The sequence below is a fragment of the Idiomarina sp. genome, from assembly GCF_019431395.1.
Lineage (GTDB): Bacteria > Pseudomonadota > Gammaproteobacteria > Enterobacterales > Alteromonadaceae > Idiomarina.
On the sequence record NZ_CP080268.1, the window covers coordinates 722,394 to 742,693 of the forward strand.

General features: G+C 48.9%; 16 protein-coding genes and 1 pseudogene. 6 read left to right on the plus strand and 11 right to left on the minus strand.

All coding sequences use genetic code 11. The annotated features are described in order from the left end of the window. Both acnD and prpF read left to right on the plus strand, forming a co-directional pair. Nucleotides 1–2,598, plus strand: a complete 2,598-nt coding sequence (acnD, locus tag KZ771_RS03555) for a Fe/S-dependent 2-methylisocitrate dehydratase AcnD (RefSeq protein ID WP_290654362.1) — start codon at nucleotides 1–3, stop codon at nucleotides 2,596–2,598. Between the two features lie 12 nt (nucleotides 2,599–2,610). After that, entirely contained in the window at nucleotides 2,611–3,789 is a 1,179-nt protein-coding gene (gene prpF / locus KZ771_RS03560; RefSeq protein ID WP_290654363.1) for a 2-methylaconitate cis-trans isomerase PrpF, read from the plus strand. A gap of 27 nt (nucleotides 3,790–3,816) precedes the next feature. On the opposite strand, the gene KZ771_RS03565 is transcribed toward prpF, so the two are convergent. The 7 genes from KZ771_RS03565 to KZ771_RS03595 form a co-directional block, all read right to left on the minus strand. Continuing rightward, nucleotides 3,817–4,434, minus strand: a complete 618-nt coding sequence (locus KZ771_RS03565) for a hypothetical protein (RefSeq protein ID WP_290654364.1) — start codon at nucleotides 4,432–4,434, stop codon at nucleotides 3,817–3,819. Nucleotides 4,435–4,529: 95 nt separating this feature from the next. Beyond that, entirely contained in the window at nucleotides 4,530–5,141 is a 612-nt protein-coding gene (locus tag KZ771_RS03570; protein ID WP_290654365.1) for a methyl-accepting chemotaxis protein, read from the minus strand. Next, nucleotides 5,078–6,520 carry a methyl-accepting chemotaxis protein gene (locus KZ771_RS03575; RefSeq protein WP_290654366.1) on the minus strand — a complete coding sequence of 481 codons (1,443 nt, stop codon included), beginning with the start codon at nucleotides 6,518–6,520 and terminating at the stop codon, nucleotides 5,078–5,080. The genes KZ771_RS03570 and KZ771_RS03575 overlap by 64 nt, the downstream gene beginning before the upstream one ends. A gap of 103 nt (nucleotides 6,521–6,623) precedes the next feature. Further along, the gene (locus KZ771_RS03580) at nucleotides 6,624–7,373 is read right to left on the minus strand and encodes a 3'-5' exonuclease (protein ID WP_290654367.1); all 750 of its coding nucleotides are present in this window, start codon (nucleotides 7,371–7,373) and stop codon (nucleotides 6,624–6,626) included. 1 nt (nucleotide 7,374) lies between these two features. Beyond that, nucleotides 7,375–9,228 carry a DUF294 nucleotidyltransferase-like domain-containing protein gene (locus tag KZ771_RS03585; RefSeq protein WP_290654368.1) on the minus strand — a complete coding sequence of 618 codons (1,854 nt, stop codon included), beginning with the start codon at nucleotides 9,226–9,228 and terminating at the stop codon, nucleotides 7,375–7,377. Nucleotides 9,229–9,288: 60 nt separating this feature from the next. Further along, nucleotides 9,289–10,911 carry a BCCT family transporter gene (locus KZ771_RS03590; protein ID WP_290654805.1) on the minus strand — a complete coding sequence of 541 codons (1,623 nt, stop codon included), beginning with the start codon at nucleotides 10,909–10,911 and terminating at the stop codon, nucleotides 9,289–9,291. Nucleotides 10,912–11,122: 211 nt separating this feature from the next. After that, complete coding sequence (locus KZ771_RS03595; RefSeq protein ID WP_290654369.1) at nucleotides 11,123–11,404, minus strand: hypothetical protein; 282 nt, start codon at nucleotides 11,402–11,404, stop codon at nucleotides 11,123–11,125. Nucleotides 11,405–11,554: 150 nt separating this feature from the next. On the opposite strand from KZ771_RS03595, the gene KZ771_RS03600 reads away from it, so the two are divergent. Both KZ771_RS03600 and katG read left to right on the plus strand, forming a co-directional pair. Continuing rightward, nucleotides 11,555–11,974, plus strand: a complete 420-nt coding sequence (locus KZ771_RS03600) for a DUF3293 domain-containing protein (RefSeq protein WP_290654370.1) — start codon at nucleotides 11,555–11,557, stop codon at nucleotides 11,972–11,974. Nucleotides 11,975–12,106: 132 nt separating this feature from the next. Further along, nucleotides 12,107–14,278 (plus strand): catalase/peroxidase HPI, encoded by a 2,172-nt coding sequence (katG, locus tag KZ771_RS03605; RefSeq protein ID WP_290654806.1) that lies wholly within the window; start codon nucleotides 12,107–12,109, stop codon nucleotides 14,276–14,278. 74 nt (nucleotides 14,279–14,352) lie between these two features. Here katG and KZ771_RS03610 read toward each other — a convergent pair whose 3' ends face one another. Genes KZ771_RS03610 through KZ771_RS03620 form a run of 3 tightly spaced genes read right to left on the minus strand, consistent with a single transcriptional unit; the run spans nucleotide 14,353 to nucleotide 18,085 of the window. Further along, the gene (locus KZ771_RS03610; RefSeq protein ID WP_290654371.1) at nucleotides 14,353–15,351 is read right to left on the minus strand and encodes a LacI family DNA-binding transcriptional regulator; all 999 of its coding nucleotides are present in this window, start codon (nucleotides 15,349–15,351) and stop codon (nucleotides 14,353–14,355) included. Between the two features lie 17 nt (nucleotides 15,352–15,368). Beyond that, nucleotides 15,369–16,703, minus strand: coding sequence for a glycoside-pentoside-hexuronide (GPH):cation symporter (locus KZ771_RS03615; protein ID WP_133539204.1), 1,335 nt, complete (start codon nucleotides 16,701–16,703; stop codon nucleotides 15,369–15,371). Then, a complete protein-coding gene (locus tag KZ771_RS03620) occupies nucleotides 16,697–18,085 on the minus strand; it encodes a GH1 family beta-glucosidase (protein ID WP_290654372.1) in 1,389 nt (462 codons plus the stop codon). Before KZ771_RS03620 ends, KZ771_RS03615 begins: the two co-directional genes overlap by 7 nt. Before the next feature lie 162 nt (nucleotides 18,086–18,247). Between KZ771_RS03620 and KZ771_RS03625 the strand changes: the two genes are divergently transcribed. Further along, nucleotides 18,248–19,519 carry a sugar MFS transporter gene (locus KZ771_RS03625; protein ID WP_133539202.1) on the plus strand — a complete coding sequence of 424 codons (1,272 nt, stop codon included), beginning with the start codon at nucleotides 18,248–18,250 and terminating at the stop codon, nucleotides 19,517–19,519. A gap of 198 nt (nucleotides 19,520–19,717) precedes the next feature. Here KZ771_RS03625 and KZ771_RS03630 read toward each other — a convergent pair. Then, nucleotides 19,718–19,894: pseudogene (locus tag KZ771_RS03630) on the minus strand (transposase); the annotation flags it as partial. Between the two features lie 13 nt (nucleotides 19,895–19,907). Here KZ771_RS03630 and KZ771_RS03635 point away from each other — a divergent pair. Continuing rightward, nucleotides 19,908–20,300, plus strand: coding sequence for a transposase (locus tag KZ771_RS03635; protein ID WP_290654373.1), 393 nt, complete (start codon nucleotides 19,908–19,910; stop codon nucleotides 20,298–20,300).

Genomic DNA, 20,300 nt, shown 5'->3' on the forward strand with positions numbered 1-20,300 from the left:
ATGAACAATGAATACCGTAAAAAACTAGACGGCACCACGCTCGAGTATTTCGATACTCGGGCAGCCGTTGAAGCCATTGAACAGGGTGCTTACGACAAACTGCCATACACCTCTCGGGTACTGGCAGAGAACCTGGTACGTCGCTGCCCGCCGGAGATTTTAACGCAGTCGTTAGAGCAGCTGATTTACGGCAAGAAAGAGCATGATTTTCCGTGGTTCCCGGCACGCGTCGTTTGCCACGACATTCTCGGACAAACAGCGCTGGTGGACTTAGCCGGTCTACGCGATGCTATCGCCGAAAAAGGCGGCGATCCGGCCAAAGTGAACCCGGTCGTGCCAACGCAGCTGATTGTCGACCATTCACTGGCGGTTGAGCATGCCGGCTTCGAAAAAGACGCGTTTGAGAAAAACCGCGCGATTGAAGATCGCCGTAACGACGACCGTTTCCACTTTATTAACTGGACTAAAACGGCGTTTAAAAACGTCGACGTGATACCGCCGGGTAACGGCATTATGCACCAGATTAACCTGGAGAAAATGTCGCCCGTGGTGCAGGTTCGTGACAACGTTGCTTTTGTTGATACCTGTGTAGGTACCGACAGCCACACGCCGATGGTTGATGCTTTAGGCGTTATTTCTGTGGGCGTGGGTGGTCTGGAAGCCGAAAGCGTGATGCTGGGCCGCGCCTCTTATATGCGTTTGCCTGATATCGTAGGTGTTGAACTCACGGGCAAATTGCGTCCGGGCATTACCGGCACCGATTTAGTGTTGTCGCTGACTGAGTTTTTGCGTCGTGAACGAGTGGTTGGCGCTTACCTTGAGTTCTTCGGTGAAGGTGCAGAGGCATTGACTGTTGGCGACCGTGCCACCATCTCTAACATGACACCGGAATACGGTGCCACCGCGGCAATGTTCTATATCGATAACCAAACTATCGATTATTTGAAACTGACCGGTCGTGACGATGACCAGGTAGAGTTGGTCGAGAAGTTTGCCAAGCAAACCGGCTTGTGGGGCGATAGCCTGAAAACTGCCGAATACGGTCGTGTCTTACGTTTTGATTTGTCAAAAGTCGAGCGTAACCTGGCAGGCCCGTCTAATCCGCATGCCTTACTACCGGCAGCTGAGCTCAGCGAGCGCGGCGTAGCCAAACATATTGAACAGCCGGAAGAGGGCAAAATGCCTGACGGCGCAGTAATTATTGCGGCGATTACCAGTTGTACCAACACCAGTAACCCACGCAATATGATTGCAGCGGGTTTGATTGCGCGTAACGCTAACAAGCTTGGCCTAACGCGTAAGCCATGGGTTAAATCGTCATTGGCTCCGGGATCTAAAACCGTAAAGATGTACCTGGAAGAGGCGCAGCTACTGCCTGAACTGGAAGACTTAGGTTTCGGTGTGGTGGCGTTTGCCTGTACCACGTGTAATGGTATGAGTGGCGCGCTGGATCCGAAAATTCAGCAAGAGATCATCGACCGTGATCTGTTCTCAACCGCGGTATTGTCGGGTAACCGCAACTTTGACGGACGTATTCATCCATATGCTAAGCAGGCGTTTTTGGCATCGCCGCCGTTGGTTGTGGCGTATGCGATTGCCGGCACTATCCGCTTTGATATCGAAAAAGACGTGCTGGGGTATGATCACGATGGTAACCCGGTAACGCTTAAAGATATCTGGCCGAGCGATGAAGAAATTGACCGTATCGTCAAAGAGAGCGTTAAGCCTGAGCAGTTCCGCAAGGTCTATGACCCCATGTTCAATCTGAGTGTCGACTACGGCGAGAAGAACAATCCGTTGTATGATTGGCGCGAAATGAGCACTTATATTCGTCGTCCCCCTTATTGGGAAGGTGAATTAGCCGCAGAGAATACGTTAACCGGTCTGCGTCCGTTGGCGGTACTGGGTGATAACATCACTACCGATCATTTGTCGCCATCCAACGCCATTATGGCTGACAGTGCTGCAGGTGAATACCTGACTAAAATGGGCGTGCCGGAAGAAGACTTTAACTCTTATGCTACCCACCGCGGCGATCATTTAACCGCACAGCGTGCCACCTTCGCTAACCCGAAGTTGTTTAACGAAATGGTACGTGACGACAATGGTGACGTGATTCAGGGTTCACTGGCGCGTATTGAGCCGGAAGGCAAAGTCGTGCGCATGTGGGAAGCTATTGAGCACTACATGAACAATAAGCAGCCGCTGATTATCGTGGCCGGCGCTGATTACGGTCAGGGCTCATCGCGCGATTGGGCAGCGAAAGGTGTTCGCTTAGCGGGTGTTGAAGTTATTGTTGCCGAAGGTTTTGAACGTATTCACCGTACCAACTTAATTGGAATGGGCGTATTGCCACTGCAGTTTGAAGAGGGCACCACGCGCAAAACCTTGAATATTGACGGTACTGAAACCTTCGACGTGAAAGGCACACCAGCACCGGGGGCCGTATTGCAGCTGACCATTCACCGTAAGGACGGGTCGTCACAGCAAGTACCGGTTATTTGTCGCCTGGATACCAAAGAGGAAGTCTCGATTTACGAGGCTGGTGGTGTATTACAGCGCTTTGCCCAGGACTTTTTAGAAGCGGAAGCAAGCTAAGGAGTTCGAGCTATGGCGTTTAAACCACAAATCAAAATTCCCGCCACCTATATGCGTGGCGGGACCTCAAAGGGCGTATTTTTCCGTTTGCAGGACTTGCCTGAAGCAGCACAGCAACCGGGCGCAGTGCGCGATGCCATTTTATTGCGTGTCATTGGTAGTCCGGATCCGTACGCCAAGCACACCGATGGCATGGGGGGTGCGACGTCCAGCACCAGTAAAACGGTCATCGTATCTAAAAGCGAACAGCCGGATCATGACGTGGATTACCTGTTTGGTCAGGTGTCCATAGACAAGCCATTTGTCGACTGGAGCGGTAACTGCGGTAACTTGTCCTCTGCTGTGGGGCCTTTTGCCATTGCCAACGGTTTGGTAGCGCCTGAACGCATTCCTGAAAACGGAGTTTGCGAAGTCCGGATTTGGCAGGCCAATATTGGCAAAACTATCGTCAATAAAGTGCCTATGGTCAACGGTGAAGTGCAGGAAACCGGTGATTTTGAGCTGGATGGTGTTACCTTCCCGGCAGCGGAAGTGCCGGTAGAGTTTATGGACCCGTCAGCAGACGGCGAGTCGATGTTTCCGACCGGTAACCTGATCGATGATATAGAAGTTCCCGGTATTGGCACCCTAAAAGCAACGCTGATTAACGCCGGTATTCCGACCATTTTCCTGAATGCAGAAGAAATTGGCTATGATGGCACCGAACTGCAGGAAGCCATTAACGGCGACCCTGCGGCTTTGGAGCGTTTTGAAACCATTCGCGCGCATGGTGCAGTGAAAATGGGGTTGATTGACGATGTCGCTGAAGCGGCTAACCGCCAACACACCCCAAAAGTGGCTTTTGTGGCACCTCCAAAAGACTATATCGCTTCCAGTGGTAAGAAAATTGCCGCCAGTGACGTGGATCTGTTGGTGCGAGCCATGTCGATGGGCAAACTGCATCACGCCATGATGGGCACAGCCGCAGTGGCTATCGGAACTGCCGCAGCCATTCCGGGCACTACTGTTAACCTGGCGGCGGGTGGTAATGACCGTACCATGGTTAACTTTGGCCACCCTTCGGGTACCTTGCAAGTGGGCGCCGAATGTAAGCAGGTTAATGGTCAATGGACAGCCATAAAAGCCATTATGAGCCGTAGCGCACGCGTTTTAATGGAAGGTAACGTGCGTATTCCGGGAGATGTTCTGTAGCTCGTGCCTCGGCACGAGCTTACCTTGTTAGTCGGCATAACCCCATGGAGTAGGGGGAGTGTCGACGGTTTTTGTCAGATCAAAATCCACCCGAAACTCTCTGCCCTCGCGAATTAAGCGGTAGGTAAATGTGTCTTCATGAATATACATTTGCCAAATATTGGTATTCGACTGCGGCACACCTAATTCAATAAATAATTCTTTTGAGTAGGCGTCAGCCGGGAACGACTGTGCAGTCGGGTAGCCTTTATCGACCGTATGGCCGCCGTACATGGTTAGCGGGTCATAGTTGCCGTCGGGTTTGCGGTGATCATGTTTAAGGCTAATGCCCGAGCCTGTCTGCGTTAAGACCCAGGTGCGTGAATGGTCATCGCCAACATGAAACGGAATTTCGATACGCTGTTCGCCACATTTACGCACATGCATTATCAATGGCCCCTCGAAGCCGTCACTTACGGGCGTATCAACGGTTACTTCGCCCGCGTATGAATTACCACAATGCTTGTTTATTGCGGCAAAAAATTCAGCCTGAGCCTGAGTGGTCACCTGTGGTGCCGGCTTTACAACCGACTGGGCTACGGCAGCGTTCGATCCGAGCGTGATACCTGCCGCGACGATAATTGACGTTAAAACAATATTTTTCATAGTTAGACCATTAGCTAATATTTATTCTACCGATTTTGTGAGATGTTATACGCTGACACGAACATTACAAAGATACCACTCGCTTTACGAACAATTTATGCGGTCTTAAATTCCATCGCCAGATCCTGCAGTTCCCGCGCAGATTTAGCCTGCTCTTGTGTCACGGCTTTAATTTCTTGAGAACCGGTCAGGGTTAACAACGATACCTCGTTTACTGATTCCATGTTACCGGCAATATCTTTGGCGACGTTTACCTGCTCTTCTGATGCAGTAGCAATTTGTGTCGACATTTCAGAAATACTGTTGATATCTTCGGCAATCACCTGGAATGCCCGATCCAACTCCTGAGCCTGTTCTTCGGTAGCTTCGGCAATAGACTGGCTTTGATTAATATCATTGTAAGCAGTATCAGACAGCGAGCGGAAATTAGACAACATGTCAGCAATTTCCTGGGTCGAATTATGCGTTTGACTGGCTAATTGACGGACTTCGTCGGCAACTACCGCAAAGCCACGGCCGTGTTCACCCGCACGAGCTGCTTCAATAGCTGCGTTAAGCGCCAGTAAGTTAGTTTGTTCGGCAACGTTATTGATAACATCGATAACGCGATTTATATCAACGCTGCGTTCTTGCAACTGGCTTATTACCTGACCAACGTTACCAATAGCCTCCGCCAGCGCTCGTACGGAGGTAATGCTCTCGCGCACGGCCGCTGCGCCTTTTCTTTACTCTGCAGTGAGTTATCAGCGGCATCAGCAACCCGTTGGATATTCTCGCTAATCTCCGCTGCGGTCGCGCTCATTTCTTCGGTTGCGGTCGCAACTTGCTCGATTTGTTTTTGTTGTTTGCCAATTTGCTCGGCATTTTGCTCGGCAGTGGAACTGGTTTCCTCAGTAGCAGTCGCCAACTGCACGCTCATTTGGTCAATCTTTTGTAATGACTCACTGAATTTGGTCAGCAGCTCATTAAAGGCGCTGCCAATACGGCCTAACTCGTCAGAGCTTTTACTGTCCACTTTGCGACTAAGATCTTTGTTAGTCATCACAAAATCGATGCCGTGCAGTAGTTCAGCAACCTGACTGTAGATGCCGCGCAGAATCAATGTTGCCAGAACAGCTATTACCGCGATAACGGCGGCAGTAACCAGCGACATAATCAATAACGCGCTAAAGGCATCAGCCGCTAACCGTTTTGCCATCTGCGTAACGGTGTTCAAAATCTCACTTTTAGCTTCGTTAATCGCAGTAATGTAACGGGTGCTGGTGCTAAACCAGTCATTACTACTAACATTCGAAAATACGTTTTCATCAACGAGTTGCGAACGCACGGTTTTTACACTGCTTAACGCTGAGGACTGACGTAACTCATCGATGGTTGGTTTTAACGCTGAATTGGCAGAATAAAATGCGTTATCAAGCAACGCTTGTTGCTGGCCGGAGAACTGCTGAATTGCAGCTAAATCGTCTAAATTAAACTGACCTCCCGCCAGGTATGCTGCAATAGCGGCTCGTTCCTGACCTGCAGATTCTGCGGCGTTTGCGGTTAACGAATAGACCGCCAGCAACCGGGTTATTTGTGCCTGCGATGATTCAGCAACAACGTCATCAATTAACCCCATCATGGTGCTGATTAAGCCGGTATAGTTTTGCATCATTTGTGGGCGTTTCATTTGCTTGCTATCGATGCGGCTGCGCCACTGTTCGTACGCATTACGTTTGAGTGTTGCCACACGGTCAACGGTTGATTGGCGCAATGCCAATTCTTGCTGAACGGATTTAACGGTGGTTAGAAAACGACTGATTGCTTGATCACTGGCCTGGCGCTGTTGCCGTAATTGGCGAACATTGCTGTCAGCATAATTTGAGGCCATGGTAAGTGCACTCATGCCACGTTCCCGTTGTAGCTCGACCACTACGGGTGCGCTGGCTGAAGTGATTTCGGCTAAACGTTCAATACGATGCGCTTCCTGATAATCGCTATAACTCGTCCATAAGTTTGCCGCTGCCAGTAACAGCATAATAAACAGCGAGGGAAGAATTAACAGCAACAATTTATTGCGCATCGATAGATTTCGTAACCAGCTCATAAGCACTCTCATCCTAAGGAGAAATTTCCAACAGTTATTTTATAAAAAGTGAAACTGAAAATCCTTTGCGTTCAATGGGTATCTACTAAGTAGTAGTTTCTGCTCAAGGTAGCCAAACGTCGGATAATAAACTGTTATCAGAAAAATGATACGCAAGTTGAGCTTGCAGTAACTCGCCGCAGGCGAGCGCATCGGTCATGGCATCGTGGGGCGCATAAAAGGGTAGGTGGTAGCGTTCACGACTATCCGCCAAACGAATGGAGGGTGGCTGGCGGCCTTTAAACTTATCTATCAGTCGATCGATAATGCCCCGTTGCTGGCGTCTAAAGCGTGCTTCGATCTCCATGGTATCAATCAGTGGAAACTCGATACTCTCACCCAGTCGTTCTAGCAACGCATCTTGTAAAAATGGCCGTTCAATACCGTGGTAATGTACTACCCACACCTTGCCCGCAACGGCTTCCAGCAACGGCTCGATAACTTCTTCTAAATCAGGCGCCTGTTCTATCGCACTATGGGTAATGCCGTGGATGGTAACTGACTGCTCAGTGAGAACGCGACGTGGCTTTACCAGCCAGGTTTTTGCTGCGCCCTGGTGTATACGGTCGCGTGTCATCGGTATAACAGAGATACTGACAATACCGTGCTGGCTAACGTCCATACCGGTGGTTTCGAAATCAACCGCAACCATAGGGGCTTCGGCAATGGGGGTGTCCGGTGCAGGGATACCTGCTTCATAGTAGCGTTTTAGCGCGGGCGTTTTAGCCTGGTTGGCCAAAGTCTTAAACCGCTCAGGCCAGTCTATCTGATCACGCTGTTGTCTTTTTTCCTGGCCAGGGGCAAGGTACAGCATGTTATGCTCCCGAGTAACGGTAGCGCAGGTATTTTTGCGCGTTACTTAAGATCTGAAAGGCATCTTTTAGGTTCTTCCTTTCAAAATCAGAAAGATCTTCCGGGGCTACATTATTATCGGGCACTTCACCTGCCTCCAGTGCGAGCGCTTGATGTCGAATACGTACCATAGAAATCAACTCCAACGCATCACGTAAATCCGGTCCCCGGCCTTTAGGTAGTATTTCTGAGTCGATGATTTCTTCCAGCCGTGCAAACGAATTTTGACGCTTGGCACCAATCGCCAGTGAGTGCACGCGAATAAGGTCGGCAACGGGTCCAGTGCCACGGCGTTTGGTGTTGATACTGTCGCGATGCTTGCCATCCTTTTCCATCACAAAGTCTTTAAAAAAGCCCAGTGGAGGCGTGCGATTTAGCGCATTACGTGCCATCGAGCCTAAAAAGCGCTTATTACGAGGCGCCTTTTGCCGGATTAATTTGTTGAGTTCGTTGGCAAAACGCTTATTACCGCCAACACCATCGAGATCAAAAAAGATGGACGAATGCAATAATTTTTCCGGCGATGGATTATCAATCCAGTCGTTAAAATAGGCCTTCCATTGCGATAACGGTTGTCGCCACTTCGGGTTGGTGGCCATGATATCGCCACTGCAATAGGTATAACCACAAGAATGCAGACCGTCAGAAACAAACTGCGCGAGTTGCAAGAAATAGTCGTCGTGCTGCTTGGGGTCAAAACTGTCATCCAGCACCAAGGCATTGTCCTGATCCGTAACGATAGTCTGTTCATCGCGCGCCATTGAACCCAAAGCCAAAAAACAATAGGGCACTGGTGGCGGACCGAGGCGTTCCTCAGCTAGCTCTAATAGACGTTGCTTAAAAGTACGTCCGATGGTTGCCATTGCTGAGCCGATCATTCTGGAATTAGCATCTTCTTCGACCATCCGCACAAAACTTTTGTAGACGTCAGGTACCAGCTGCGATAACTCTTCGATGGAGTTTTGTTTAAAAATACTGGATACCACGTATAAACTGCTTTGCGATTCGTGTCGTGCCACATCCGACAAGGCAATAACGCCCATGACCTTGGTGTTTTTAAGTACCGGCAAATGGTGCAGGTTGGTGCGTAGCATTGTTAGTAACGCTTCAAAAACACGCTTATTGTGCGGAATAAAAACCAAATCGGACGACATAATGTCAGCCACCGGCGCGGACGGATCTTTGTCAGCCGCCAGCACCCGTTTGCGCAAATCCTTATCAGTAATAATACCTACTGGTTTGTCTTGTTTAGCTTCGTCATAGATGAGTAGTGACGAGACTTTTTCGTCCGTCATTTTTAATGCTGCATCGCGTATCGATGCATGCATATCAATGGCTACGGCTTCGCGAGCAACCAGTTTCTCAACCCGGGCCGCCAACGACCCATGGGTATTTTTTTCTTTTACTGCATGACTCACACGACGGTTCTCTTCAACCTCGACGGCATCAGCAAAGGCGTCATACTCGTCGTAAAAGCGGTTAAACAGTTCGCCGGGAATATAATAGAGCAGGGTGTCTTCGATTGTTTTTACCGGAAAACGTACCCGCCCCTTACGTAACAGGCCTGCTTCGCCAAAAAAGCCGCCTTCATCAAGCCGGTTAAATAAGGAGCCATCGCGCTGGTAAGTTTCTATTGCACCACTACGAATAACATGCAGCGAATCGATGGGTTGGTTAAATTCAAGAATTTGTGTTTCGGCACGGAAATAAGCTACTGATGTATGTTGTGCAGCTAACTGTAATTCCTCTTCCGGTAGTTGGTTAAAGGGAGAATACTGACGTAAAAAATTGAGTATTTCGACGTGCTCAGCTTCCATAAAAGCACCTTTTTGGTAGGAAGTGGCACCCTAAACAGGTGCCACTTTATCATAAGCTAGTTATTTTGAGGTTTTACCAACCCGGGGCTCAGAGCGCAAGCCCTGAATTAGTGCATAAGTCGCAGCTAATAGTACCAGGGTAAAGGGTAATCCGGCTGACACTGACATAGCTTGTAGTGCAACCAAGCCACCGCCAAGAATCAATGCAATGGCAACCAAGCCCTCGAACGTACACCAGAATACTCGCTGAGGTACGGGAGCTTCGACTTTACCACCGGCACTGATGGTATCGATAACCAGCGAACCCGAGTCCGATGAGGTGATAAAGAATACCATCACCAAAATGATACCAACAAACGAGGTGATACCGGTCCAGGGTAAGCCTTCCAGCATAACGAACAGCTGCAACGACAAGTCGACGTTGGCAACTTCCTCAGCGCCTGACAGAAATTGCTCAATGGCGGCAGTACCGAATACGCTCATCCAGAACACACAGGCTAACGATGGAATCAATAGCACAGAGATGAGGAATTCACGAACGGTACGGCCACGTGAAACCCGTGCGATGAACATACCAACAAACGGCGACCATGCTATCCACCACGCCCAGTAGAAGGTTGTCCAGCCTTGTGAATAATTTGCGTCTTCACGGCCAATAGGATTGGATAGCGCGGGCAGGTTAACGATGTAGTTATACAGGTTATCGACAAAGCCTGTCAGGATCGCAACCGTAGGGCCTACGATAATGACGAACAGCATCAGTATTGCCGCTAACGACATATTGATCTGCGACAGACGTTGTACACCTGACTCTAACCCTGCAAGCACCGACACAAGCGCTACGGCAGTAATACCAACAACTAACAGTACTTGTGTGGTATTTCCTTCATCCCAGCCAAACAAAAAGTTAAAACCTGATGCCGCTTGCGAAGCACCAAGCCCCAGCGAAGTGGCTAAGCCGAACAGTGTCGCCAATATCGCGATAATATCGATAATGTGACCAGGCCAGCCCCAAACGCGTTCACCTAAAATAGGATAAAAGATTGAACGGATGGTTAGTGGCAAACCTTTGTTAAACGAGAATATGGCTAGGCCAAGCGCCAGAATCGCATAGATTGCCCATGGGTGCAGCGCCCAATGGAAAATAGTCGCGGCCATGCCCAAAGCAACTGCCTTAGCTTCGTTCCCTTCTGCGCCACCTAAGGGCGCCCAGTCGGTACGTAGCCCGTCGGCACCTGTCTCAGTTCCGCCAAGTGCGGTACTGAAATGGGTAATAGGCTCTGACACACCGTAAAACATGAGTCCGATACCCATACCGGCGGCAAACAGCATCGAAAACCAACCCAAATACGAAAAATCAGGTTTAGCTTCGGTGCCGCCTATTCTTACTCGGCCTAAGGGTGAAAATACCAAGGCTAACGCGACAATAACGAAAATGTTAGCGGCGCTTATAAAAAACCAGTCTAGATTAGCGGTCAACCAATCCTTCATGCCGGTAAAGATTGGCTCAGCTTGATTCTGAAAAGCCAGCGTAATAAAAACAAACGCGACAATGAGTAAGCCCGAAATAGCAAAAACGCGGTTATGGAAATCCAATCCAAACGGACCGATTTTCATGACCACATTGTCTTGCCCTACCTGATAATCCGTATTGATGGGATTAACTTCACCATCCGGAATCATCGGGTCATCGGCTTGACGCTCGCGCTCAACGTCCTTTTTACCGCTGAGTACGTCTTCTTCTTTTTTGGTCATTCCTTATCCCCTTTGTAATAAGTGTAAAGAGTACTACGCAGAATATTTTAAATAGATTACATAGATTTACAAAACTAGTATAGAAGGCGGGGCAGGGAAAACAATGGTTTTGAAGCAATTTTATACAATTTGTTAACAATTAACAGTCAGGGTTACCTTTGCGAATGATCTTTTTATTAGCGGCTTCAATGCGCTCGATTAGCTGCTGAAATTGATGCGACTCGTCAGGGGTGAAATCAGCTTCCAGAAAGGTGTTCTTTCCGGGGGCTAAGTGGCCATAGCGATATTCAATTTGGTCAACATGTGACTGACATACCGCAGGTTGTTGCGCCAGTTGTTCGATTTTAACGGCTAATGATTCGAGTTTTTCCAGGTAATCATCAGCTGCCCGCGGAAAGCCGCAGGCACTTAGGGTTAACATCGATAATACTATCAGTAAAAACTGTGTTAGTTTTATTCTACTCATACAGATGAGTGTAGCGCAGTGTTTAATAGACATGTGCTAGATTACGAAAGTTTTACGTTTTGACTAATTACTTTGTAACTTACTTTGTAACGTTTGAGGTTAACTTTGGATAGTGAGCTGTTAAAGGCCTATAAGAATACTGACTACACGATTTTAACCAGTCCGGTGTTGTGCGTCCGCATCGGCGAAGCAGAGCTTGCGCTGAGAGAAATTTATCCCGGCTACTCCAGCTTCTGTATTGTAACCGCATACAACCCTAAGAGTAAGAAAACGCCTGAAGCTGACAACCGCCGAGCGAGTCAACGTTTGTTGCAACGACTTAAATCGATGTCTGACGCGCATCTGTGTGCTAAAACGGTGGCAGAGGATCCTCAACAGAAATGGCCTGATGAACGGGGTTTTTTGGTTGCTAACTTGAGCAAGCAAGATGCATTAGCGTTGGGGCAGGAATTTTCGCAACACGCCATCGTCTGGCTTCAGGAGCCACGTTTTCGCGCGGAAATTTTAATATGTGACGAAGTTTAATCGCTTAAACCGATTAAAACGACCGCTAATCTGACCTTTGTCAATCTTCACCTGCCTGCTATAAATCTAATAAGTGGAAAACGGCGTAAGCTGTAGAACGATTAAATTAAACAAAAAATGAACGGAAGGGATATTGATATGAGTTCAGGTAAGTGCCCAATCATGCACGGCAGCATGACCAACGAAGGCAAAAGCAATACCCATTGGTGGCCAAATGCGCTGAAGCTGGAGATTTTGCGTCAGCACGACACTAAAGCTAACCCGATGGATGAAGATTTTAATTACGCGGAAGAATTTAAAAAAATCGATCTGGAAGAATTAAAACAAGACCTTAAAGACTTGATGACCGACAGCCAGGATTGGTGGCCAGCCGATTGGGGTCACTATGGTGGTCTGATGATCCGTATGGCATGGCACTCTGCGGGCTCGTATCGTTTAGCCGACGGTCGAGGCGGTGGTGGTACTGGTAACCAGCGCTTTTCGCCTCTCAATAGTTGGCCTGACAACGTGAGTCTGGACAAAGCACGTCGCCTGTTGTGGCCGATTAAGAAAAAATACGGCAACAAACTGTCGTGGGCCGACCTATTTATCCTTGCGGGTAACATGGCTTACGAATCAATGGGCTTAAAAACCTTTGGCTTCGCCGGTGGGCGTGAAGATATTTGGCACCCGGAAGAAGATATTTATTGGGGTAGTGAGAAGAAATGGTTGGATGCAACCAAGAACCGATATGACTCTGACGACAAACGAGACTCGCTGGAAAACCCCTTAGCAGCTGTACAAATGGGTCTGATTTACGTAAACCCGGAAGGTGTAGACGGTAACCCCGATCCTTTACGCACCGCTAAAGACGTGCGTGAAACCTTTAAGCGCATGGCAATGAACGATGAGGAAACCTGCGCACTAACGGCGGGTGGCCACACGGTAGGTAAATGTCATGGTAATGGTAAAGAGGAAAACTTAGGTCCAGAGCCAGAAGCGGCTGACGTCGAAGAGCAAGGCTTTGGCTGGCGCAATAGCGGCGGCAAAGGCATGGGGCGTGACACGGTAACCAGCGGCATCGAAGGTGCCTGGACGACTAATCCGACCCAGTGGGACAATGGTTACTTCTATCTGCTGTTTAACTATGAGTGGGAGCTTAAAAAGAGTCCTGCAGGTGCGTGGCAGTGGGAGCCTATCGATATTAAAGAAGAAGACAAACCCGTTGATGTTGAAGATCCGTCGGTCCGTCACAACCCTATTATGACAGATGCCGATATGGCAATGAAAATGGATCCGGATTATCGCAAGATTGCCGAAAAGTTTTATAACGATCCCGACTATTTTGCTGAAGTCTTTGCACGCGCCTGGTTTAAACTAACTCACCGTGATTTGGGACCAAAAGATCGTTATCTGGGTACTGATGTGCCGGACGAAGATTTAATTTGGCAGGATCCGATTCCTAAGGTGGATTACAGCCTAAGCGACAGCGAAGTCGAAGAACTTAAACAGAAGCTGCTAAACAGTGGCCTGACGTCCTACGAGCTGATTACAACGGCGTGGGATAGTGCTCGCACTTTTCGTGGCTCCGATTACCGTGGTGGCGCCAACGGTGCGCGTATTCGCTTAGCACCGCAAAAAGACTGGCACGGTAACGAACCGGAAAAACTGCAGAAGGTGTTAGCTAAGTTAGAAGATATCCAAAGCGGGCTGGACAAGAAGGTTAGTATCGCTGACCTCATCGTACTCGGCGGCACCGCAGCGGTCGAAAAAGCGGCTAAAGAAGCGGGTTACGATATTTCTGTGCCCTTTGCGGCGGGTCGTGGCGATGCAACTGATGAGCAAACCGATGCCGAAAGTTTCGAACCACTCGAGCCATTGCACGATGGTTATCGTAACTACCTGAAAAAGGATTACGATGTGCCGGCGGAAGAATTACTGCTGGATCGCACCCATCTGATGGGCCTTACCGCACCGGAAATGACGGTACTTATGGGCGGCATGCGTGCGTTAGGCGCAAACTATGGCGAGTCTAAACACGGTGTATTTACGGATCGCGTCGGTGTGTTGAGTAATGACTTCTTTGTTAACCTGACGGACATGAACAATGTCTGGAAAAAAGCGGGTGACCATTATGAAGTCCGCGATCGCAAAACTGACGACGTTAAATGGACGGCAACGCGGGTGGATCTGGTGTTCGGCTCTAACTCAATCTTACGCTCTTACGCAGAAGTTTATGCGCAAGATGATAACCAGGAGAAGTTCGTTCGCGACTTCGCCAAAGCTTGGGTTAAAGTGATGAATGCCGACCGCTTTGATATCTAAAGCTGTCGCGTTAATCGACAAACTAACGAAAAAACAAAAAAGTGCGCTTCGGCGCACTTTTTTATTGAAAACGCTCAAACATGTTGTATCGAGTCGCGTTCTACCAACCTCGGTTCGAATACGGTTTGAATGGCATCCACTTTTTGTTGGTAAACGCGTTTTAAGATTAATTGTGCGGCCATTTCGCCCATACCGCCAACCGGGTAGTCGATGGTCGTGAGTTTGGGGAAGGTATAGTGGGAGAAGTTAACGTTATCAAAGCCCATAATTGACAGGTCATCCGGCAATGTTCGGCCGGCCTCGCGGGCGGCAGTCATAGCGCCCGCAGCCATTTCGTCATTGGCGCAAACCAGCGCCGTTATCGATGGGTTGTTTTGCAGTAGCACACGCGCGCCTTTCGCGCCGCTGGACTCATGGTAGTCGCCCTCGTAAACCAGCTGCTCTGATGGCTCGATACCAAATTCGGTTAGGGCACGAACATGACCTTTGTAGCGTTGGTCGGCGTCGTGCTTCCACATAGGCCCTGAAATATAACCAATATGAGTATGGCCATGCTCCAAAATATGGCGCGTTGCTAAATAGCCGCCATGTTGGTTGTTTAGGGTAATACAGCGATCGTAAAGCGGTGCGACAAAACGGTTAATCAGCACAAACCGAACTTTCTTCTGCATCAGTTCGACCAAATAATCGTCGCTGACCGCTTCAACATGCAAAATCAGTGCATCGCAGTTACGGCTTTGCAAAAAACTAATACTTTCCTGCTCTAATTTTTCATCACTGTGGCCGGCTGCGATAATGACGTGTTTGCCGGCTTGGCGAAATTGATTTTCGATGTCACTGAGTAAGGTACCGAAGAACGGACCATTCAATTCGGGCACCACGATACCGATGCTATTTGAGCGGTTAGAAGCCAACGATTGGGCAACAGAGTTAGGTTGGTAGCCTAGCTGTTCCATTGCCGCCAATACCTTGAGGCGGGTCTCTTCTTTAACCGGCGTGTTTTTGTTTAACACGCGAGATACCGTAGCCAGCGATACGCCCGCCAATTTTGATACCTCGTAGATGGTTGCCATTGTTGTTTAAACTCCTGTTACTGACCCGCTGTGGTTTGTTGTAATTCCCGGTTTATTGCCTGTACCCGTGGTTGCGTTAAGGTGTAGCCACGCATCACAATTGCTACTAATAATGAAGCCAATGCCGGCAACAGCGCAAACGCGATTAGAATACCTTGCTGGGTAGTTGCTGTTTGGGCTTGGTCCGGCACATAGTCATAAAATGCCAGCCACCAACCGCCAATAGCGCCGCCTAAAGCCAGGCCCAGTTTAATAAAAAAGATGATGGATGAATAAACCATACCAGTGGCGCGCACACCGAACTTATAAAACCCATAATCGACGACATCAGCCATTTTCGCCCACAGCATGGGAGTACCCATTTGCAAAAAGAACCCCCAGAAAAAATACAGCACTGTGGCTAATACGATATCCTGTGCCGGCACAAAAAAGGCGGCGGCACAAACGAAAGCGGCAATCACCTGAATACTGACATAGGCAGTGACTTTATCGATGTAACGCGTGACATACTGGGCAATGGCACAGCCTAAGATGTTACCCACCATACCAATACTGATAAACACAGTAACCATGTCTTCGCGTAATAAGTAGTATTTTACATAGTAAATAGCGAGGGTGTTTTTTAGCGCGATTCCGGTTAAAACCAGGGCAGCAGCTAAAGACAAACGGCGCCATTGAGGGTTTTTCCAGAGGATTTTGAGGCCGTCCTTCAGGCCCATATGCCGAGTTTGTTGGGCTTTTAAGCGTTCTTTGGTACCTAAAAAGCAAAGGGTAAACAACAATATGCCGAGAACACTTAGCGCACCGATGGTCAGCTGATAACCTATGACGCTGTCGCCACCGCCCAGCCATTCTACTAATGGCAAGGTGGTGGTGGTTACCAGCAATCCACCTAACATCCCAAACACAAACCGGTAAGATTGCACTGACACGCGTTCCAGCGGATCGGCCGTTAGCACGCCGCCGAGGGCAGAGTAGGGGATGTTAATGGCGGTATATGCCAACATTAATAAGCAGTAGGTGACGTAGGCGTAAAGAATTTTACTGTCGACACTGACATCGGGCGTGGTAAAAGCCATCACGCTAAAAAAGGCGAACGGCAGTGCCATCCAGATTAAATAAGGCCGAAACTGGCCATGCCGAGAACGCGTTTTGTCGGTAATTAAGCCCATTAAAGGGTCTGTGATGGCGTCGACTAAGCGCACTACCAAAAACATGGTGCCAACAACGGCTGCCGGAATACCAAAGATGTCGGTATAAAAAAAAGCCAGGAACAACATAACCGTTTGGAAAATGATGTTACTGGCGGTATCTCCCAGGCCGTAAGCGACCTTTTCGCGACGGCTTAACATGAACTTGCGGGTGCAATAACTTGTTGCCGCGAACGCAGCAGCTGCTGCCACGCTTTAGCACTGTCTTTTAGCTGTCTTTCGCCGCTATCAAAATCGATATGGACGATACCAAAGCGTTGGGTATAGCCCTCGGCCCATTCAAAGTTATCCATTAAGCTCCAAATATAGTAACCCTTGATTTCAACGCCCTGCGTTATGCAGTCCTCAACCGCGTTCAGGTGTTGCTGAAAATAATCGATACGATTGTTGTCATGAATGTGGTTATTCTCGACAATATCATCGTAAGCCACACCATTTTCTGTAATATAGATCGGTGGCAGATTAGGATAACTCTTTTTAAGCTTGGTGAGGATTTCTGTCAAGCCCTGTGGATAAACCTCCCAGCCCATGGTGGTCAATTCGTCACCCCTAGGCGGAACATCCTTAAACCAACCATCTGCGGTGGCTTTGAAGGTGGTTCGGGTATAGTAATTAACGCCTAAAAAGTCTAGTGGTTGGCACATTAGTGTTAAATCACCGGGCTCTATATGCGGGCGTTCATCTGCGGCCAGGCGTTCTAGTAAATCAGGGTAAGAACCCTGCAGCAGTGGCTGTAGATACCAACGGTTATGATAATCATGGGCGGTTGCAGCAGCGGCCTGGTCAGCGGCTGCATCAGAAGCGCCGTGGCAGGGACTGAAATTAAGTACAATGCCGTGTTCAGCCTGGGGTGCGAGTTCCCGCATGCGCGGCAACGCCAACCCATGCGCCAACAATAAATGATGCGCTGCCTGACGGCCATTTTTACGGCGATTGCCCGAATCATGGCTGACTGGATTTGGCCCCGGCGCATGAATACCAGCCTCATAACTTAAATAAGCGCTACAAAAAGGTTCATTTATGGTGGAATAGCTGGCAACCTTGTCGCCGAGCGCGCCAACAACAACAGCGGCATACTCAGCAAAGCGATAAGCGGTATCGCGATTAAGCCAGCCGCCCTGATCTTCAAGGTACTGTGGCAAATCCCAATGGTATAACGTGATATGCGTGCTAATGCCGCGCTCGGTTAGCGCATCAACTAACCGCTCGTAAAAGTGCAAGCCCACCTGGTTAACACTGCCATCCGCATTTATAACCCGAGCCCAGGCCACAGAAAGCCGGTATGAGTCAACGCCCAGACTTGCAATAATATCCACGTCATGTTGCCAGTGTTTTACATGTTCACAGGCACGATCGCCATTGCTGCCGTCATGAATCTTTCCCTCTTGCGCACAAAAGGTATCCCATATGCAATCAGCGCGACCATGGCGGTCGCCCTCAATTTGGAATGACGAAGTGGCTACGCCAAAAACAAAATCCGGTGAGTATAAAGGCGAATGTTTGTCGAGTTGTAGTTTTATCATTTTTTTCTCAATTGGGTTGCATACGTAGTCATCATTAAAAGCTGGTTTTCCATTGCTAAACCCATAAACTATGTTATAAAGTGCGTTACAAATGAAAGCGCTTACATCATACTAGATGGTCTGCAAGCCATCGTCAAAAATAAAATAAAACAAGAGGGAATTATGACAACGCCGCAAACCTCAGCGACAGTGGGCGGGGGCAATACCAACTATCGTTTTGCACTAACCGCGCTTACTTCGCTGTTTTTTATCTGGGGCTTCATCACCAGTCTCAACGACATTCTGATACCCTATCTAAAGCTGTTATTCGATCTGAATAACACCCAGTCCATGCTGATTCAGTTCTGCTTCTTTAGTGCCTATTTTATTATCTCAGTGCCGGCTGGTCTGATGGTGGGTCGAATTGGTTATAAAATGGGTATCGTTACCGGTCTGCTAATTGCTGGTGCCGGTTGTGTCCTGTTTTACCCGGCTGCTATGCTCGAAATCTACGGTTTATTCTTGCTCGCGCTATTTATTTTGGCGTCCGGCGTAACCATACTACAGGTCGCTGCCAACCCTTATGTAACCCGCCTGGGACCAGAGGAAACGTCCTCAAGCCGCCTGACCATGACGCAGGCATTCAACTCGCTCGGCACTACCGTCGCGCCATTGTTTGGTGCATGGCTTATCTTTGGTGGCGTGGCAGATCCCGAAGTAACGGGTGTGAGTAAAGATACGGTCTCAACACCGTACTTTATTTTAGCCGCAGCCCTGATCATTATGGCGATTGTTTTTGCCGCATTGAAATTACCGAATATGGGTAAAGTTGATGCTGCCGCACCATTACCAACCAAAGGCGGTGCCTGGGGGCAACGTCACTTGGTACTGGGCGCCATTGGTATTTTTGTGTATGTCGGCGCCGAAGTGGCTATCGGTAGTTTCCTGGCGATATATTTGTCACAATCTGATATCGGCAACATGTCCATGTCGCAGGCTTCCCACTATATCTCCTGGTACTTCGGTGGTGCCATGGTAGGGCGCTTCATTGGCGCGGCGGTGATGCAGAAATTTGCTGGTAATAAAGTATTGCTGTTCAACGCAAGTGTCGCGGTTGTATTAGTCGCCACCAGCATTAACACGAGTGGCGCGTTAGCCATGTGGTCGCTGCTGTTTGTTGGCTTGTGTAACTCCATTATGTTCCCAACCATTTTCAGCCTGGCGCTGCAAAACCTTAAAGAAAGCACGGGGCAGGGTTCTGGCATTTTGTGTTTAGCCATTGTCGGGGGCGCAATTATACCACTGCTACAGGGCGCCTTAGCTGATGCAACCAGCGTCCAGCTCGCCTTTATTCTGCCGCTACTGTGTTATGTCTATATCGCATTTTATGGCTTGCGCGGCTATAAACCCCAAGCGTTTAAATCTGTTGCACGCAAACAGGAGGCCGACTCATGAAACGCGCTTACCTTACCACCGCTATTGCGCTTGCACTATCAACTGCGGTGGGCTGTTCGCCCGCCTCGGATCAACAGCCAACATCGGCTGAACAAAACAAAATTTGGCCTAAGTTAGCACAACTCCGCGTAAACCCTCGCCCAATCGGGCGGGGACAGTGTGCCCTTTGGGTATACAAGCGGGAACCGCGTAGCGGTTCTATTCTGGTGTACTCTGACTCTGCACATACTCTCTCAGTGTTTCGATAGTTGCCCCGCCTGCACTACAGGCAAAGTAAGAGCGTGACCAGAGCGCTGCGCTTTTGCTTTGCCGGGGTATGTGGGCATTGAGTATTCGTATCCGGCGTGATGAAACCGATTTACTGGATTATAATAATTGAACCATACCAATGAGCGCTGAAATGTTAAAGGCCACGAAGGTACGCATATATCCGACACCTGAACAGGCGGAATTTCTCAACCGCCAGTTCGGTGCTATGCGGTTCGTGTACAACAAGGCGTTGCATATCATCAGCTCACAGTACAAACGTCACGGCCTGAAGCTCAAAGCCAAGAAAGACCTTAAGCCGCTGTTGGCGGTGGCGAAAAAATCTCGCAAGTATCATTGGCTCAAGGATTTTGATTCGATTGCACTCCAGCAAGCGTGCATCAACCTTGATAAAGCCTTCCAGAACTTTTTTGACCCGAAGCTTCCCGCCCGTTACCCGAGGTTCAAGCGCAAACACGGTAAACAATCCAGCTACCACTGCACGAGTGTGAGTGCTGGCGAGAGAACTGGATAA

What these genes read in the sequence shown, in the direction of transcription:
- acnD (WP_290654362.1), top strand. Translation starts at nt 1, where the DNA reads ATGAACAATGAATACCGTAAAAAACTAGACGGCACCACGCTCGAGTAT.
- prpF (WP_290654363.1), top strand. Translation starts at nt 2,611, where the DNA reads ATGGCGTTTAAACCACAAATCAAAATTCCCGCCACCTATATGCGTGGC.
- KZ771_RS03565 (WP_290654364.1), bottom strand. Translation starts at nt 4,434, where the DNA reads ATGAAAAATATTGTTTTAACGTCAATTATCGTCGCGGCAGGTATCACG.
- KZ771_RS03575 (WP_290654366.1), bottom strand. Translation starts at nt 6,520, where the DNA reads ATGAGCTGGTTACGAAATCTATCGATGCGCAATAAATTGTTGCTGTTA.
- KZ771_RS03580 (WP_290654367.1), bottom strand. Translation starts at nt 7,373, where the DNA reads ATGCTGTACCTTGCCCCTGGCCAGGAAAAAAGACAACAGCGTGATCAG.
- KZ771_RS03585 (WP_290654368.1), bottom strand. Translation starts at nt 9,228, where the DNA reads ATGGAAGCTGAGCACGTCGAAATACTCAATTTTTTACGTCAGTATTCT.
- KZ771_RS03590 (WP_290654805.1), bottom strand. Translation starts at nt 10,911, where the DNA reads ATGATTCCGGATGGTGAAGTTAATCCCATCAATACGGATTATCAGGTA.
- KZ771_RS03595 (WP_290654369.1), bottom strand. Translation starts at nt 11,404, where the DNA reads ATGTTAACCCTAAGTGCCTGCGGCTTTCCGCGGGCAGCTGATGATTAC.
- KZ771_RS03610 (WP_290654371.1), bottom strand. Translation starts at nt 15,351, where the DNA reads ATGGCAACCATCTACGAGGTATCAAAATTGGCGGGCGTATCGCTGGCT.
- KZ771_RS03615 (WP_133539204.1), bottom strand. Translation starts at nt 16,703, where the DNA reads ATGTTAAGCCGTCGCGAAAAGGTCGCTTACGGCCTGGGAGATACCGCC.
- KZ771_RS03620 (WP_290654372.1), bottom strand. Translation starts at nt 18,085, where the DNA reads ATGATAAAACTACAACTCGACAAACATTCGCCTTTATACTCACCGGAT.
- KZ771_RS03625 (WP_133539202.1), top strand. Translation starts at nt 18,248, where the DNA reads ATGACAACGCCGCAAACCTCAGCGACAGTGGGCGGGGGCAATACCAAC.
- KZ771_RS03635 (WP_290654373.1), top strand. Translation starts at nt 19,908, where the DNA reads ATGAGCGCTGAAATGTTAAAGGCCACGAAGGTACGCATATATCCGACA.